The 14868-nt window shown below is 43.9% G+C and carries 13 protein-coding genes; 5 read left to right on the top strand and 8 right to left on the bottom strand.

Annotated elements, in window-relative coordinates; translation table 11 throughout:
* Window positions 1–139: 139 nt before the first annotated feature.
* Window positions 140–640 carry a thioredoxin-like domain-containing protein gene (locus ITJ87_RS13500; RefSeq protein ID WP_117964585.1) on the bottom strand — a complete coding sequence of 167 codons (501 nt, stop codon included), beginning with the start codon at window positions 638–640 and terminating at the stop codon, window positions 140–142.
* Between the two features lie 276 nt (window positions 641–916).
* Here ITJ87_RS13500 and serB point away from each other — a divergent pair, with 276 nt between their 5' ends.
* Together serB and ITJ87_RS13490 are read left to right on the top strand one after the other, a co-directional pair.
* The gene (serB, locus tag ITJ87_RS13495) at window positions 917–2146 is read left to right on the top strand and encodes a phosphoserine phosphatase SerB (protein ID WP_117599649.1); all 1230 of its coding nucleotides are present in this window, start codon (window positions 917–919) and stop codon (window positions 2144–2146) included.
* A 128-nt stretch (window positions 2147–2274) separates the two neighbouring features.
* Window positions 2275–3561, top strand: a complete 1287-nt coding sequence (locus tag ITJ87_RS13490) for a DEAD/DEAH box helicase (protein WP_117964586.1) — start codon at window positions 2275–2277, stop codon at window positions 3559–3561.
* Between the two features lie 41 nt (window positions 3562–3602).
* Here the strand turns inward: ITJ87_RS13490 and ITJ87_RS13485 are convergent, their stop codons facing one another.
* From ITJ87_RS13485 to ITJ87_RS13470, 4 genes are read right to left on the bottom strand one after another with little or no spacing between them, the layout of a single operon-like run.
* On the bottom strand, window positions 3603–4403 hold the full coding sequence (locus tag ITJ87_RS13485) for a DUF4738 domain-containing protein (protein ID WP_117964587.1): 801 nt from the start codon (window positions 4401–4403) through the stop codon (window positions 3603–3605).
* A 37-nt stretch (window positions 4404–4440) separates the two neighbouring features.
* The gene (locus tag ITJ87_RS13480) at window positions 4441–5754 is read right to left on the bottom strand and encodes a UDP-glucose/GDP-mannose dehydrogenase family protein (protein ID WP_117964588.1); all 1314 of its coding nucleotides are present in this window, start codon (window positions 5752–5754) and stop codon (window positions 4441–4443) included.
* Window positions 5755–5757: 3 nt separating this feature from the next.
* Complete coding sequence (rfbC, locus tag ITJ87_RS13475; RefSeq protein WP_117964589.1) at window positions 5758–6306, bottom strand: dTDP-4-dehydrorhamnose 3,5-epimerase; 549 nt, start codon at window positions 6304–6306, stop codon at window positions 5758–5760.
* A gap of 4 nt (window positions 6307–6310) precedes the next feature.
* Window positions 6311–7729, bottom strand: coding sequence for a capsule assembly Wzi family protein (locus ITJ87_RS13470; RefSeq protein ID WP_117964590.1), 1419 nt, complete (start codon window positions 7727–7729; stop codon window positions 6311–6313).
* Window positions 7730–7961: 232 nt separating this feature from the next.
* On the opposite strand from ITJ87_RS13470, the gene ITJ87_RS13465 reads away from it, so the two are divergent.
* Both ITJ87_RS13465 and ITJ87_RS13460 read left to right on the top strand, forming a co-directional pair.
* Window positions 7962–9116, top strand: a complete 1155-nt coding sequence (locus ITJ87_RS13465) for an SPOR domain-containing protein (RefSeq protein ID WP_117964591.1) — start codon at window positions 7962–7964, stop codon at window positions 9114–9116.
* Window positions 9117–9166: 50 nt separating this feature from the next.
* Window positions 9167–9700: an FHA domain-containing protein gene (locus tag ITJ87_RS13460; protein WP_117964592.1), complete on the top strand. Its 534-nt coding sequence runs from the start codon at window positions 9167–9169 to the stop codon at window positions 9698–9700.
* Between the two features lie 108 nt (window positions 9701–9808).
* Here ITJ87_RS13460 and ITJ87_RS13455 read toward each other — a convergent pair whose 3' ends face one another.
* Window positions 9809–11257: a tagaturonate reductase gene (locus ITJ87_RS13455; RefSeq protein ID WP_117964593.1), complete on the bottom strand. Its 1449-nt coding sequence runs from the start codon at window positions 11255–11257 to the stop codon at window positions 9809–9811.
* Window positions 11258–11296: 39 nt separating this feature from the next.
* Window positions 11297–12358, bottom strand: coding sequence for a substrate-binding domain-containing protein (locus ITJ87_RS13450; protein WP_117964594.1), 1062 nt, complete (start codon window positions 12356–12358; stop codon window positions 11297–11299).
* A 233-nt stretch (window positions 12359–12591) separates the two neighbouring features.
* Here ITJ87_RS13450 and uxaC point away from each other — a divergent pair, with 233 nt between their 5' ends.
* The gene (gene uxaC, locus ITJ87_RS13445) at window positions 12592–13998 is read left to right on the top strand and encodes a glucuronate isomerase (RefSeq protein WP_117599642.1); all 1407 of its coding nucleotides are present in this window, start codon (window positions 12592–12594) and stop codon (window positions 13996–13998) included.
* 42 nt (window positions 13999–14040) lie between these two features.
* Here uxaC and ITJ87_RS13440 read toward each other — a convergent pair whose 3' ends face one another.
* Window positions 14041–14730, bottom strand: a complete 690-nt coding sequence (locus tag ITJ87_RS13440) for an HAD family hydrolase (RefSeq protein ID WP_117599641.1) — start codon at window positions 14728–14730, stop codon at window positions 14041–14043.
* Window positions 14731–14868 lie beyond the last annotated feature (138 nt).

Here is a 14868-nt window from a genome sequence, read left to right as displayed (position 1 = left end):
GGCTTTTTGTTGTATTCATTTTCCTCTTTTGTTTTGTTCCCTTTTTTGCCGGAAAGAGACGCCGGTTTCCAGGGAACACCCTCACTTTCGTCTTACTGGTTCTTTAAGTTGCTGTTGTATGCACCGGGCATCAGCAAGCTTAATTCAAGTAAGCGGAAAGTTCTGCAGCAGAGATGTTTTTGGCAATAATTACACCATTATCATCCAGTAAATAGTTAGTGAATCCGCGGCCCAAGCGATACTTTTTAAAGAGGCCGGAATATTCGCCTTTAGTTTCCACGAAACAAGTGGGCGTAACTATTTGGTCCTTACGGATGGTTTCTTCAAAGATTGACTGATACTCATCGAATGAAACTGAAACCATCTTCACATTGTTGCGGGCAGTAGAGCGAAGCGCATTGCTCAAACTTGCGTTCTGCATCCGGGACTGCGCGTCGTAACTTGCCCAAAAGCTGAGCAACACATACTTTCCTTTCAAATCGGAAAGGTCGGTTTGGGATTGCTCTGCTGACATGGATTGGATTTTGAAATCCGGGGCCATGTCACCCACATTCAAACCTCCGGTAGGTTTGTCTTTTTCTACAAAAGAAGTCAAGGAACTTATTAGTAATACAACAAAAATCCATTTTGCATATTTCATGCGGCACGGTTTTGGTTAATACTATCCGGGACTGTCCTTCAACAGTGATTTCTTCCCGGAACATCGTCTTCTCAGAGCTTGAAATGAGTAGAAACCCATTGATATTCAAAGCTTTTAATTCTGAAATCGGCTGCAAAGGTAAGTAATTCTTAAACAAACTTCCAAATAAACAAGCATTTTTCTCACTTTTTAGAGTCATATTTTTATGTTATTTAGCATAAATAGCGGGAATTTTCCTTACTTTTGTAGCCTATTATTCTATCAAAAAGATGATTTATGCAACCATTGAACACTGAACTCATCCTGATACGTATTACGGGTGAAGACCGTCCGGGACTGACAGCTTCCGTGACGGAAATTCTGGCCAAATATGATGCTACTATTCTTGATATTGGTCAAGCAGACATTCATAATACTCTTTCATTGGGCATTTTATGCAAGACGGAAGAACAACATTCGGGGTTCATTATGAAGGAACTGCTTTTCAAGGCTTCCTCCCTGGGAGTGACTGTCCGTTTTTACCCTATTACTGCCAAAGAGTACGAGGATTGGGTGAATATGCAGGGAAAGAACCGCTATATTCTTACTTTATTGGGGCGCAAGTTGTCTGCCCGTCAAATATCTGCTGTGACCCGTATTCTTGCAGAGCAAGGCATGAATATCGATGCCATCAAGCGCCTTACAGGACGTATTCCGCTGGACGAATGTGAATCGCGTACACGCGCCTGCATCGAATTTTCCGTTCGGGGCACTCCGAAAGACCGCATTGCCATGCAAGAACAGTTGATGAAACTGGCAACCGAACTGGAAATGGATTTCTCTTTCCAGTTGGACAATATGTACCGCCGGATGCGTCGCCTCATTTGCTTCGATATGGACTCTACTCTGATTGAAACGGAAGTGATTGATGAATTGGCCATACGTGCAGGTGTGGGCGACCAGGTAAAGGCTATTACTGAGCGTGCCATGCGTGGTGAGATAGATTTCATTGAGAGCTTTCGCGAACGAGTGGCTTTGTTGAAAGGATTGGATGAGTCCGTGATGCAGGAAATTGCAGAGAATCTTCCCATTACGGAAGGTGTGGATCGCCTGATGTATGTTTTGAAGAAATACGGTTACAAGATAGCTATTCTTTCGGGAGGGTTTACCTACTTCGGGCAGTACCTCCAGAAGAAGTACGGTATAGACTATGTGTATGCCAATGAGCTGGAAATAGAGGATGGCAAACTGACCGGTCGCTATCTCGGTGATGTAGTTGACGGTAAGCGTAAGGCGGAGTTGCTGCGTTTGATAGCTCAGGTGGAAAAAGTGGATATTGCGCAGACTATTGCTGTGGGCGACGGTGCCAACGACCTGCCCATGCTGGGAATTGCCGGCCTTGGAATCGCTTTTCATGCAAAGCCCAAAGTTGTTGCCAATGCTAAGCAATCCATCAACACCATCGGCTTAGATGGCGTACTTTACTTTCTGGGATTTAAGGATTCATACATTGATATTCCTCGTTGAAGGCAGATGCTTGAAACAAATTTGCAAGTCCTTGAGATAATTATTGTCCCAAGGGCTTATTTTTTTACTGTAAGAGTCTATTTTATAAGTCTTTTTCCTATCTTTGTACGCAAATTTAAAAGAGATACATGAAGTTTTCAGAACTACATTTAAATGGCAATGTGCTGGAGGCACTGGATGCCATGCGCTTTGAAGAGTGCACCCCCATACAAGAAAAATCAATTCCCGTCATACTCGAAGGTCGAGATTTAATAGCAGTGGCACAAACCGGAACGGGAAAAACTGCCGCATATTTGTTGCCTATATTGAACAAGCTCTCAGAAGGCGGACACCCTGCCGATGCCATCAATTGCATTGTCATGGCTCCTACCCGCGAGTTGGCGCAACAGATAGACCAACAGATGGAAGGTTTCTCTTATTTCATGCCGGTTTCCAGCGTGGCCGTGTATGGTGGTAATGACGGAATACTGTTCGAGCAGCAGAAAAGAGGGTTGACACTGGGTGCTGATGTCGTTATTGCTACCCCGGGGCGTTTGATAGCCCATCTTAGCCTTGGTTATGTAGATCTTTCCCGTGTCTCTTATTTTATTTTGGATGAAGCAGACCGGATGCTGGATATGGGATTTTATGACGATATTATGCAAATTGTCAAATTCCTTCCTAAAGAGCGGCAGACAATCATGTTCTCTGCCACCATGCCTGCTAAGATACAACAGTTGGCTGGTAACATTCTGAACAATCCTGCCGAGGTGAAGCTGGCTGTTTCCAAACCGGCAGAAAAGATTGTGCAGGCAGCCTACGTTTGCTACGAGAATCAGAAGCTGGGCATCATCCGTAGCCTCTTTGCAGAGGAGACACCGGAACGCGTTATCATCTTTGCTTCTTCCAAACTGAAAGTGAAGGAAGTGACCAAAGCTTTGAAGCAGATGAAACTGAACGTCGGTGAAATGCATTCCGACTTGGAGCAGGCACAGCGCGAAGAAGTGATGTATGAGTTCAAGGCAGGACGTATCAATATCCTGGTAGCCACAGATATCGTTGCGAGAGGTATTGATATCGATGACATCCGTCTGGTGATAAACTACGACGTTCCCCACGACAGTGAAGATTATGTGCACCGCATCGGACGTACGGCGCGTGCTAATAATGACGGCGTAGCCATCACCTTCGTTTCCGAAAAGGAGCAGGGTAACTTTAAGAATATCGAAAAATTCCTAGATAGGGATATCTATAAGATATCGGTTCCCGAAGAGCTGGGTGAAGCACCAGAATACAAGCCGAGAGCATTTGACGGAGGAAGACGGGGCGGCCATGGAAACGGACGTAGGCCAGGAGGAAATAAGAATGGCCGTAACAACAATAAAGGCGGAAAGCCCAGTGCCAAACGGCCACAGAATGGCGGTGAGAAGAAATAAACACTGTGGTGTGGTGAAGAAAAGACATAGAAAAAGCGGATTTATTCCGCTTTTTCTATGCTCATTGTACAGTCAAAACCAATAATCATATTTACCAGACTGTATACGGAGCTTTCGGGTATGCCAAGGGTTGCCTGGTAATGGTATCCCTTACTGTCCACACCCATGAAGTTCATATCGGCAAGAATGGCCTGATTCAGTATTTCGGCAGGGAATATATCCGCAAACATCTTTTTGGTGATGTCCTGGCCGTAAAGCATCTTCTTCCCTTCGTATACACAGATATGGATTACATTATCATAATACACATTGTCCACACTGATTCCATTTTCAGAATAGGAAGTCTTGAAAACCTTCATCTTTGAGGGGTTGATATATACATATCCCCTATACCTTGTATTCTTGTATATTACGATACTGTCTTTCTTTATCACTTCTGGAGTAGTGGAAATGACTTCTACTTCCCGGCTGGTGAAAACCAAAGAATCTTCTGCATTCTCTGATTTATGCAGTTTAATTACTTCGTCGGCCAGCGAGTGGAACCAGAAGCTGTATTCCGTTTGACGGTCTATCTTATAGGCCACCGGTTCATTGCTGTATATGTAGATTGTATCGTGAACGACCTTGAAAGATACGGGAGCGCTTTGCGGGTTGGCATAATATACCGTATCCCCTTCGATGCGCATCAACGGCATTTCTGTTTCATCGTTCACCCAGATGCCTTGTAACAGTTGCTTTGCAATGAGATCTTCCTTTACGGAAACCTCTCCTGTTTGTCTGTTGCTGCATGAGGCTAATGAGACAACAAGTACAATGAGAATCGCACTTCCTTTTATTGTCATAACGTCCCTGTTTATTTCTTTTCTTCTTTCTGCGACTTTATTTTCCGATGCAATGATATGTGAAACCTTGTTCTTCCATATCTTTCTTGTCGTAAATATTACGTCCGTCCAATACCAACGGCTGCTCCATGGTCTTCTTGATGACTGCCCATGAAGGCAGGCGGAATTCTTTCCATTCGGTCACCAGCATCAGTGCATCTGCGTCCAGTGCGGCATCATACATATCTGTCGCATAATAAATACTTTCTCCTATGCGGCGTCGGCATTCGTTCATGGCAGCCGGGTCGTAGGCACGTACTTTACAGCCGGCTTTCAGCAGCTTGTCAATCAATATCAGGGCCGGAGCTTCACGCATGTCGTCTGTTTCGGGTTTAAAGGCCAGTCCCCAAATGGCGATGACCTTTCCCTCCAAATCATTATTGAAATGCTTCTGCAACTTTTCGAATAAGATACTCTTCTGTTTCTCGTTCACCTCCTCTACTGCATGGAGTACACGCATCTTGTAGCCGTTCAGTTCAGCTGTCTTAATCAGTGCCTTTACATCCTTAGGGAAGCATGAGCCGCCGTAGCCTATCCCCGGATAGAGGAACTTACGTCCGATACGGGTATCCGAACCGATACCGCTGCGCACCATGTTTACATCCGCTCCCACCAATTCGCATAAATTGGCAATGTCGTTCATGAAGCTGATGCGGGTGGCAAGCATGGAGTTAGCCGCATACTTTGTCATTTCTGCAGAAGGGATGTCCATAAAGATGACACGGAAGTTGTTCAGCAGGAATGGTTTGTAGAGCTTGCTCATTATCTTCTTGGCTCGTTCGGACTCTACTCCCACCACTACACGGTCGGGACTCATAAAATCGTTGATGGCATTACCTTCTTTCAGAAACTCGGGATTCGAAGCGACATCAAAGTCAATGTTCACCCCTCTCTTATCAAGTTCTTCTTGAATGGCAGTCCGCACTTTTTGGGCAGTACCTACGGGAACGGTACTTTTGGTTACCACCAACACGTATTTCTGCATATTGCGTCCAATGGTGCGGGCAACTTCCAGCACATAGCTCAAGTCGGCACTTCCATCCTCATCGGGTGGTGTACCTACGGCACTGAATACCACTTCCACCTCATTCAGACAACTCTCCAGGGATGTGGTGAATTGCAGGCGTCCTGCTTTCACATTCCGGCTAACCATTTCTTCCAGTCCGTTTTCATAGATAGGAATAACGCCCTTTTTCAGTGACTCTATCTTTTCACTGTTCGTGTCTACGCAAATAACGTTGACACCGATTTCCGCAAAGCAGGTTCCGGTTACCAAACCGACGTATCCTGTACCGACAATGGCTATTTTCATATTTTATTCATAATAGACCGCATCCTTGAACGATACGGCATGTCCGTCTTTATCTGATAATAGAAGCTGTTCCGTAGCAACAGGCCATTCAATACCGATGGTTTCGTCGTCAAAACGGATGGATGCCTCGGACTGTGGTGCGTATGCGTTGTCTACCTTGTATGTAAAGACAGCTTCATCGCTCAGCACCAGAAAACCGTGAGCAAAACCGCGCGGAATGAAGAATTGTCTCTTGTTCTCCTCGCTTAGCTCCACACTGACATACTTTCCGAAAGTGGGAGAAGATTTTCTTAAGTCGACAGCCACGTCCAGCACTTTTCCTTTAATGACACGTACCAGTTTAGCCTGGCTGCAATCGCCCTTCTGGTAGTGAAGACCACGTAATACACCGAAAGAGGATTTGGACTCATTGTCCTGGATGAAGTGAACGTCTCCGACATGTGCACGGAACTCTTCTTCCTTAAATGCTTCCATAAAGTATCCGCGGGCATCATGGAATACTTTCGGCTCAATCAGCCATACGCCGTCAATCTCTGTTTGTATGTAGTTCATTTTCTTAAAATATTTTATGTACTTTTAGTTGGACTCCAAAATTGTCTCCATATATCTCTCCCATATCCAATGCAAGGGACGCGTTGAAGCACCAGCCCTTCCATTTACGGGGAGTATAGTAAAACGATGCAAAAGTAGAAAAATTTTCTAATATATCGGGTATTGGACGATGAGGAGTTCCCCAAGTTCTGTTGTGAGACAATTTTGCTACATATCTCCACTCACTGCTGATGTCACCGCTCCATCCCAGATGCAGGGCCTTAACACGATTGTACTTGAAACTCATATCGCCATCCTTATTATAGATAGGCGATGCTATCAACGGATTGGCTATCGCCATGCCCCAATGTGCCCATCCTGGGTAGTAACCGTTGTTGTAGTAGTTGTCGGCTCCTCCGGTCTTACCTACTACAGAATTTTGCAAACCGTGCAGAGGACCGCTCATATTGGTAGTCTGGAGATATTCGATAACGATTCCGTTGATGGCTTGTTTATGGTTGGATTTATATTCCACACCCCATAAGCCATCCCAACCGTTGAGTTTGGCCATGGCGGAGAAGTCATCAAAATGATTGTCCAGATAGGCGCTGATAGAGAAATCTTCCTTAGGACGATAAGTCATTTTGATATATTCGCTGCCCAGAAAATTGCCTTGGAAAGCCAGATGTTCACCTACCGGTCCGTCCTCACTCCCGTGGCCGGGGAAGAATACGCGTATATAATCCTTCCATCCGTTTCCCAAGTCCCCCGATTCGGAACCTCCAATTTTATATCCACCAAATTGGGTGTCGAGGGTCACCCCGAGTTCTAGTTGCCATTTTCCTTTGGGTATACCGATACGCAGAAACCCTTCTTTATGATGGTATTTGATGCTCTTGGTATACCAGTATTTTTCTCCGACTTGTTCCCGTTGGTATTTGTTGTCTGTAAACCATCCGTACGAGATTTCTCCTTTCAGACCTAAACGGGGCAGCAACTGTACATATTCGGGTATGCCTATCTGTACTTGTGGGATGGGACGCGCATTGCCCGACCAAGTCATGCCGCCACTGCTTAGCTCTTGATTCAGCAATGGAGAATTCTGTTCCCGGCTTCCAGCGAAGAATCCGAACCACTTGTAGCGGATGTCTACGTAAGCCTGCTGTACAATGAAAGAGGTAGTACTGAATCCGGCTGCTGCAACCAAATCCACAACTTCTTCAAACTTCCATTTTCCGAGTTGGTGTCTGTAGGATATTCCTCCACGTATGTAAGTATTGTTGTCAAGCGAAGTGAGTCCTTGCTGGTTGCTGACCTGCCAAAGAGGGGTGTTGTCACCGGTATGCAGGGTTGTTCCATATTCTACGAATGAGGACAGTTGTTGTGCCAGCATCGTGTTTTTTCCTATGAACAAGAAAACCATCAGACAGAAGATAATGCGCATAATAGTCTTTTGTTAAGTGTTTAGGTTTGTATACTCTTGCGAGGTCAATTGTCCTTCTATTATTGACAAGCATAGCTAAACGGTACAAAAGTAGAAAATTTTCCGGTAAAAATCCTTTCTCTTGCCCAAAAACCTTTTTTAATGCATTTTCAATGTGCAGTGTTCATAATTTGTTGATAAGAAAAAAGCTCTGAAACTAGCGTATATCCGATATTTCCGCTACTTTTGTGGCATGATTGAATTAGCACAGCACATAGAAGTATTGTTATTGGAGAACGATTGTGTCATTGTTCCCGGTTTGGGAGGATTTGTAGCCCATTATACTCCGGCAATGAGAGTAGCAGAAGAGAATGTTTTTCTGCCCCCTACTCGTATTATCGGTTTCAATCCTCAACTGAAGATGAATGACGGCTTACTTGTACAATCTTATATGGCTGTCTATGATACTGATTTTTCTGATGCTACGCGGATTGTAGAAAAAGAAGTGGCATATATATTCACTGCTCTCCATGAAGACGGTAAGGTGGATTTGCCCAACATTGGCGAATTGCGTTACTCCATTCATGGTATTTATGACTTTGCTCCCTATGACCACAAGATAACCACTCCTTACTTATATGGGCTGGATAGTTTTGAAATGCAGGAACTGGCGGAACTGAAGAAACCGTACATGGAAAAGACCATCCGTTATTCTGTTCCAGTTGTGCCGGAAGACAAAAAGCGAAGGGTTGAGATTAAATTCAACCGTTCCTATTTGTCGAATGCGGTTGCCATGATTGCAGTGGTTGCCTTGTTTTTCTTTTTGTCTACACCGATAGAGAATACGGAAGTGGTTGAAGGAAATTATGCGCAATTACTTCCGAATGAACTTTTTGAGATGATAGAAAAGGAATCCCTTGCCATTAATCCGATTGTTGTTAGCCGGAAGGCCGACACTCTGAAAACGTCGGCTCAAAAAAACACGGGGCAGAAGGCAAAGAAAAAGGTGGTTCCGGTTGCCGTAAGAGAGGTTAAGGTGGGCCAAGCTAACGCGCAGAATGCTCCGGTTGTTTCTCAGCCTAAGCAGCAGGCGGCAGAAGTGTCCTCTTCAGCATCTGCAACAATAAAGAGCGAAGTTCAAAAGACAACGGCAGGGACTGTTGCTCCGTCACTTGTCTCTGCAAAGAAATACCACATCATCATTGCCAGTGTAGGTACTGAGAAGGATGCCGAAGCAATGGCAAAGCAACTGATTGAAAAAGGTTATCCTCATGCAAAAGCAATCGTTGGAGATGGTAAAATGCGTGTCAGCATTGAGTCTTGTGGCACAGAAACAGAAGCATATCAGGCATTGAACAGAGTTCGCCAAAATGAAACGTATAAGAACGCTTGGGTATTAAAGAAGTAGAAAGTAATCTACCCTTGCTTTATTTTTTAATTCTTTAATTTTTAACTATCATGAAGCGTATCCGTTGTCCCAAATGTGAGAATTACTTAACATTCGATGAAACCAAGTATACCGAAGGCCAATCACTGGTCTTTGTATGTGACCAGTGTAAGAAGCAGTTCAGTATCCGTTTAGGTAAATCAAAGATGAAGGCCCCTCAAAAGGAAGAACGTCCGGATGAAGCGGAGTTTAAAGAGGTTTTTGGCAGCATCACGGTCATTGAGAACGTGTTTGGTTTTAAGCAGGTACTTCCATTGCAAGAAGGTGACAATATCATAGGCCGGCGTTGCGTGGGGAATGTTATCGATGTGCCGATTGAGACTTCGGATATGAGTATGGACCGGCGTCACTGTATCATTAATGTAAAGCGTAATAAGCAGGGAGTGTTGATTTATACCTTACGCGATGCTCCCAGCCTGACGGGAACTTTCCTTAATAATGAAATTTTGGGTGACAAAGACCGTATTCGCATTGAGGATGGAGCCATTGTAACTATTGGTGCCACTACTTTTATATTGCGGGCAGCAGAGCAGGAAAGCCTTTAGACAAAAAAGAAAACTGTGGCTTAATTATTTCCCATCAAATGTGGTATAAATAAAGCAGACCGTATAAAAACTCCTTTTGTACGGTCTGCTTGTTTAAAATCATAGGAATTAAAGAATACCTTTTACTGTTTCCTGCATGCCTTTTTCTTGGATGGATTTTAAGAAGCAGGTAATCATGTCTGTCAATCCTGGAACGGTATTCAAGTCTCCGTGTTCCCCCCAGATAAGGTCTTTGGCTGCCAATACGCCTTCTGACACTTTGCGGGTATCCCCCGTTGCCCAAAGGTCTTTCAATAACTGCATGATTTCGGGAGCATCATTCGGGATGATTTCTGTGCCGTCTGCGCGGGTACCTCCTTTGTAGTACGTGATGATGGCAGCCAGTCCCAATACCAGACCTTTCGGCAGTTCTCCTTTACGTTTCAAGTAGGTTTTTAGGCCAGGAAGGTCACGGGTTTGGTATTTAGGGAAAGGGTTCAGCATAATACTGGTTACGGCATGGTCAACAAACGGATTGTTGAAGCGCTCCAATACATCTTCTGCAAACTTTTTCAATTCGTTTTTCGGCTGGTTCAACGTTTCCATCAGCTCGTCAAACATCACTTTATGGATGTATTGTCCGATTATAGGATGCTGGCAGGCATCGCGTACAATATTTACCTCCGACAGATAGGCTACTGGAGACAATACGGTATGAGGTCCATTCAGCAAAGTTACTTTTCTTTCGTGGTAAGGTTCTTCAGAAGGAACAAACAATACATTCAGTCCGGCTTTGTCGGCAGGGAATTCTTTGGCGACTTCTTGCGGAGCCTCGATGACCCATAAATGGAAAATTTCAGCCTGCACTACCAGATTGTCATTGTACTGTATCTTTTCTTTTATAGCGGCAATGTCTTTGCGGGGGAATCCTGGAACGATACGGTCCACCAGTGTTGCATACACACCGCAGGCTTCCTCAAACCAAGCTCTGAACTCATCACCCAATTGCCATAATTCAATGTATTGATAGATTGTCTCCTTCAACTTGTGGCCATTCAGGAAGATGAGTTCGCAGGGGAAGATAATCAGTCCTTTGCTCTTGTCGCCGTTGAATGTCTTGAAGCGGTGATACAACAGCTGTGTCAGTTTGCCCGGATAAGAAGACGCCGGTGCATCTGTCAGCTTACAAGCAGGGTCAAAGGCTATACCAGCTTCCGTCGTGTTGGAAATGACAAAACGCATTTCCGGTTGTTCGGCCAGTTTCATGAACTCGTCGTTTTGAGTATAGGGGTTTAAGGCACGGCTGATTACATCTATCATAGTCAGACTGTTGATGGTTTCTCCTTTATCCAGACCTTGCAGATTTACATGATAAAGGTCATCCTGGGCATTCAGCATGCCAACCATACCTTTATCAATGGGTTGGACCACTACCACATTGCTGTTGAAATCGGTCTTTTGATTCATGTTATAAATAATCCAATCCACAAATGCACGAAGGAAATTACCTTCGCCAAACTGGATAATGCGTTCCGGGCGTTGTGCTTTGGGAGCAGTTTCTTTGTTTAATGCTTTCATTTAAAAAATGATTTAAATGGTTGATATGTAATTTTTTGATTATTCAAACTCAAAGTAAAAGTCTATGTTTTCCTTCATCAATATGTCGATGGGCATGTATTTCACTGCAGTGACCGGTCTTTTAAATATCACGTGGTCGCATAAAGTCTTCACGCCACAATAGCCTTGCAGGCCTGGGCGTTGACCGATGAGAAAGGTTACTTCACCGGTTTTCAGGAACTCTGTATTTTTGTGTAAAAGGTCATATCCCACAAGTCCTGCCAACTTCTGCCCCTTTTCGTGTAGATAACTTGCCACCTGATAAATACGGGAGTTAAAAACAGCTCCCAGTACGGCTTGGGGATGTTCTTTAAAAAAAGCATCCAACATCCGTCTGTTGCCGTCAGTATCTTCCTTGCACAACACAATGTCATGGATAGTCAAATCCTTATGTTCCTCGGAAAGGTATTGCATGAACCCCTCGAGGCGGCGTTGCATCTGGATTTCTGCCGGATTGTTTTTCTGATTGTTCAGGAATAACACAAGCTCCTGCCCTTTTTCATAGCTACGCATCAGAATCTTGGCAGCAATGTATCCGCTGGTTTTGGAATCTTGTCCGATATAACACAAGGCATGCGTCTGTTCAATATTGAAGTCTATGAATGCATAGGGAATATCCGCTTCCTCCAAATAAGTAGTGAGTTCTATAGTCTCCTCTCGGAAATTTGGGGCAACAAGTACGGCGTCGGCATTTTCCTCCCGGAGCACAGCACATGCTTCTTTATAGGAGGATTTGTCCGCATGTCGATAGTAGAGATAGCTAACTCCAACATTGAACGGCCGTAATTCTTGTGCGGCACGGTCAATTCCCGCTGCTACAGCATGCCAATAATCATGTTCTATATAATAAGGTATAATGCAGACAATATGATAGCGCTTTTTAGCCGCCAGCCCGATGGCAAACATATTGGGATGATAATCTATCTCGTCGAGTACTTTCTGGACTTTTTCTCTACTGGAAACGGATACGTCTCCGCGGTTGTGCAGTACGCGGTCTACAGTGCCGGCAGAGACGCCGGCCATGCGTGCGATGTCTTTAATGGTATAGTTCTTGTTTTCCATCTTGAGGTATGCTGCCTAAGGCGGTAAAGGTGAGACATCTGAAGCTTAAATATTATAAATATTCGCCGCAAAGATACGAATTATTTTGTTCCTCCAAGTAAAATTTCTACTTTTGTGTTCGATAACGGTTAATAAAACTAAAAATAGATATATCACCTATTAGCTTTACAATCAATACTATATATGTATAATAGACGAAAAGTAATATTTTTATACACTTAAAACACAAGAAGATGAAGAACTTTATGGACGGGAACTTCCTGCTGCAAACAGAAACAGCACAGAGGTTGTACCACGAGCATGCGGCGAAGATGCCGATTATCGACTATCACTGTCACCTGATTCCCCAAATGGTGGCAGAAGATTACCAGTTTAAGTCGTTGACTGAGATTTGGTTGGGAGGTGACCACTACAAGTGGCGTGCGATGCGTACCAATGGTGTGGACGAACGTTTCTGTACCGGTAAGGATACTACAGATTGGGAAAAGTTTGAGAAGTGGGCCGAAACGGTACCTTATACTTTCCGTAATCCGTTGTACCACTGGACCCACCTTGAATTGAAGACCGCTTTTGGAATCGATAAAATTCTGAATCCTCATACGGCCCGTGAAATTTATGATGAATGTAATGAGAAGCTGAAACAGCCTGGATATTCCGCCCGTGGCATGATGCGCCGTTATCATGTGGAAGTGGTTTGTACTACAGATGATCCTATTGATTCCTTGGAATACCATATCAAGACACGTGAGAGCGGCTTTGAAATCAAGATGTTGCCTACTTGGCGTCCGGATAAGGCAATGGCGGTGGAAATTCCTGCCGATTTTCGCGCATATATAGAAAAGTTAGCCGAAGTGAGCGATGTGGCTATTTCCAGCTTTGACGATATGGTTGCTGCCTTGCGTAAGCGTCACGATTTTTTCGCGGAACAAGGATGTAAACTGTCTGACCACGGAATTGAAGAATTCTATGCCGAGGATTACACGGAAGCTGAAATCAAGGCCATCTTTAATAAGGTATATGGCGGTGCAGAACTGACGAAGGAGGAAATCCTGAAGTTCAAGTCAGCCATGCTGGTTATATTTGGCGAAATGGATTGGGAGAAAGGTTGGACACAACAGTTCCATTATGGTGCTATTCGCAACAACAATAGTAAGATGTTCAAACTGTTAGGTCCTGATACCGGTTTTGATTCCATTGGCGAATTTACTACAGCAAAAGCTATGGCTAAATTTCTCGATCGCTTAAACTCCAATGGTAAGCTGACCAAGACTATTCTTTATAATTTGAATCCATGCGCCAACGAAGTCATTGCTACTATGCTGGGCAACTTCCAGGATGGTACGGTTGCCGGTAAGATTCAATTCGGTTCCGGTTGGTGGTTCCTTGACCAGAAGGATGGTATGGAAAAACAGATGAATGCCCTTTCTGTACTGGGCTTATTGAGTCGATTTGTTGGTATGCTGACCGATTCCCGTTCTTTCCTCTCCTATCCGCGTCATGAATATTTCCGCCGTACATTGTGTAATCTTGTAGGCCGTGATGTAGAAAATGGTGAAATTCCTATTTCCGAGATGGAACGCGTAAACCAGATGATTGAAGATATCAGCTATTATAACGCTAAGAATTTCTTCCAATTCTAAAAAGCAATAGTAAGCTATAAGTTATGCAGTTTCACCCATAACTTATAGCTTATCTAATATTCCTTTGATACTATCCAATCGTATAAAATTGGGATGTCGTATTTCCCCTTCATGTTGCTCGTATGCCCAAGTCACGTGGTATGGTATATGGGCAGCGTATCCCCCAAGTTCCAATACCGGAAGTATGTCTGATTTTACAGAATTACCTACCATCAGGAGTTTTTCAGGCGGACAGCCCAATGTATCAATCAGCCTCTGGTAATCATCGATTTTCTTGTCACTCATAATTTCGATATGATGGAAATATTCTCGCAGTCCGGAAGCTTCTATTTTTCTTTTCTGGTCGAACAAGTCCCCCTTAGTGGCCAACACCAATTTATATTTCCCATGAAGTGACGATATAGTCTCCTTTACGCCTTCCAGCAGTGTGACCGGTTTCTGCAGAAGCTCTTGTCCCCATCCTATTACTTCTTCTATAAGACGTATACTCCCGTTTCCGTCTGTCACTTTGCAGATGGTTTCAGTCATACTGAGCATTATGCTCTTCAGCCCATAGCCATACATATGGAGATTCTTCATTTCTGTTTCAAAAAACCTTTGTGATATGGATGAAGCAGGTAGATATTGTCTTAAAAGGTTACAGAATTTGTGCTCGAACTCCTGAATATAAAGTTCGCTTTCCCACAGTGTGTCATCAGCATCAAAAGCTATGAATTCGATTTTATCTTTCATGAATGGTCGTTTTTATAAAAGCGCCCAAAGATACGGAGTATTCTATATAAATGAAAATATAAATAGTGATAAATGGGAAGTTAATATCTTGTCTGCAACTTATTAATATTGTGTTTGCAGAAAATTAATATCTTGCAA

The organism is Bacteroides sp. HF-162, from assembly GCF_015679285.1.
GTDB lineage: Bacteria > Bacteroidota > Bacteroidia > Bacteroidales > Bacteroidaceae > Bacteroides > Bacteroides uniformis.
Note: the sequence above shows the minus strand (reverse complement) of the source record. Positions and strands in the feature narration are given on the sequence as shown.